Raw genomic sequence first — 1,754 nt, 5'->3', positions numbered from 1 at the left:
CTGGCACCGATCGTTCCGAAACGCTCTATATAGAGGTCAGGCAAAACAACATTCCACAGGATCCACAGGATTGGTTCCGTACCGACAAGGATGAATAGGCAGATGAAGAAATTCGTAATGGCGGCTCTCGGCGGCACATTGGCCGGCGTGATTGCCACAACGCAGATTGCCGGGCCGTTGCTGGCGCAGGAATCCGTCAAGATCAACAACGTTTACGAACAGCTCGATCTCTTCGGTGACATCTTCGAACGTATCCGCGCCCAATACGTGGAAGAGGTTGACCCCGCCGATCTGATCGAAGCCGCAATCAACGGCATGCTGACATCGCTGGACCCGCATTCCAGCTACCTGTCCCCCCGCGACGCGCTGAAGATGCGCGAGCAGACCCGCGGTGAATTCGGCGGCCTGGGAATCGAGGTCACGCAGGAAGACGGCTTTGTGAAGGTCGTCTCCCCCATCGATGGCACCCCCGCCGCAGAGGCCGGGATCGAAGCCGGGGATTTCATCACCCATGTCGATGGCGAAAGCCTTCTGGGCCTGCTGCTGGACGATGCGGTCGAGATGATGCGCGGCCCCGTCGGGTCGGAGATTGTCATCACCGTCGTCCGCGAGGGCGAACAGGAACCCTTTGACGTGACCATCGTGCGCGACACCATCCAGTTGACCGCCGTGCGCGCACGGACGGAAGGTAAATCCGCCGTTCTGCGTGTGACCACCTTTAACGAACAGACCTTCCCCAAGCTGAAGGAAGGGCTGGAGGAGCAGATCGAAGCCGCGGACGGCATCGAGAACCTCAACGGTATCGTTCTTGACCTGCGCAACAATCCCGGTGGTTTGCTGAGCCAGGCAATCGCCGTTTCCGACGCTTTCCTTGAGGAAGGTGAGATCGTGAGCACGCGGGGCCGCGACCCCGCCGACGGGGACCGGGTGAACGCGACACCCGGCGATCTGGCAGAGGGCAAACCCATCGTGGTTTTGATCAACGGCGGCTCCGCCTCAGCGTCCGAAATCGTTGCGGGCGCGCTGCAGGATCACCGCCGGGCCATCGTGGTGGGCACCAAGAGCTTCGGCAAGGGGTCGGTGCAGACGGTCATGCCGCTGCGCTCCGACGGGGCGATGCGTCTGACGACGGCGCGCTACTACACCCCCTCGGGTCGTTCGATCCAGGCACTCGGCGTTTCGCCCGATATCGTTGTGGCGCAGCCCCCGGTGGTGCCCGGCAATGAAGAGGAAGAGGACGAAAGCCTCGCCCGGCCGCTGCGGTCGGAAGCGGACCTGCGCGGCAGCCTGAACAACGACAGCCTGTCGGACGATCAGATCAAGCAGATCGAGGAAGACCGCGAGAAGGCAGAACAGGCCGCCCAACTGCGCGAAGAGGACTATCAGTTGGCCTATGCCATCGACATCCTCAAGGGTCTGTCGGCGCTCGGTCCGCGGGACTGATAGGCAAGGGACCTGAAGTGAAGACAAAGGAACGCAGGCGAGAGCATCGCCTGCGTTCTTTACGTTACGGCGGATGATTTATGCCGGAGGGCGCAAAACCCTGTCAGGCGGTTTCGGTGCAATGCCGGCGGAATGCGCGCTTCAGCATGTCGAGCTCGGCACGCAGCAATTCGGTTTCGGCGCGGATGTCATCCCCCAGCACTTCGCCCATGATCAACGTCACATGGGCCAGCGTATCCCCGCTTGCGTCGTCGAGGATCAGCAGGGTCTGCACCCCGTCGGAGATCGCATCCGACGGGATGGGGAAGGAA

Annotated in this window: 1 protein-coding gene and 1 pseudogene; one reads left to right on the top strand and one right to left on the bottom strand. The window is 61.9% G+C overall.

Annotated elements, in window-relative coordinates; all coding sequences use genetic code 11:
* Nucleotides 1-102 precede the first annotated feature (102 nt).
* Nucleotides 103-1,443: a S41 family peptidase gene (locus A3764_RS14005; protein WP_067926625.1), complete on the top strand. Its 1,341-nt coding sequence runs from the start codon at nt 103-105 to the stop codon at nt 1,441-1,443.
* 103 nt (nt 1,444-1,546) lie between these two features.
* On the opposite strand, the pseudogene A3764_RS14000 reads toward A3764_RS14005, so the two are convergent.
* A pseudogene (locus tag A3764_RS14000) lies at nt 1,547-1,754 on the bottom strand (hypothetical protein); the annotation flags it as partial.

Source organism: Sulfitobacter sp. HI0129, assembly GCF_001635395.1.
Classification (GTDB): Bacteria; Pseudomonadota; Alphaproteobacteria; order Rhodobacterales; family Rhodobacteraceae; genus Sulfitobacter.
Note: the sequence above shows the minus strand (reverse complement) of the source record. Positions and strands in the feature narration are given on the sequence as shown.

Bases quoted from the DNA above. Each gene is read 5' to 3' on its own strand.
- A3764_RS14005 (WP_067926625.1), top strand. From the start codon at position 103: ATGAAGAAATTCGTAATGGCGGCTCTCGGCGGCACATTGGCCGGCGTG.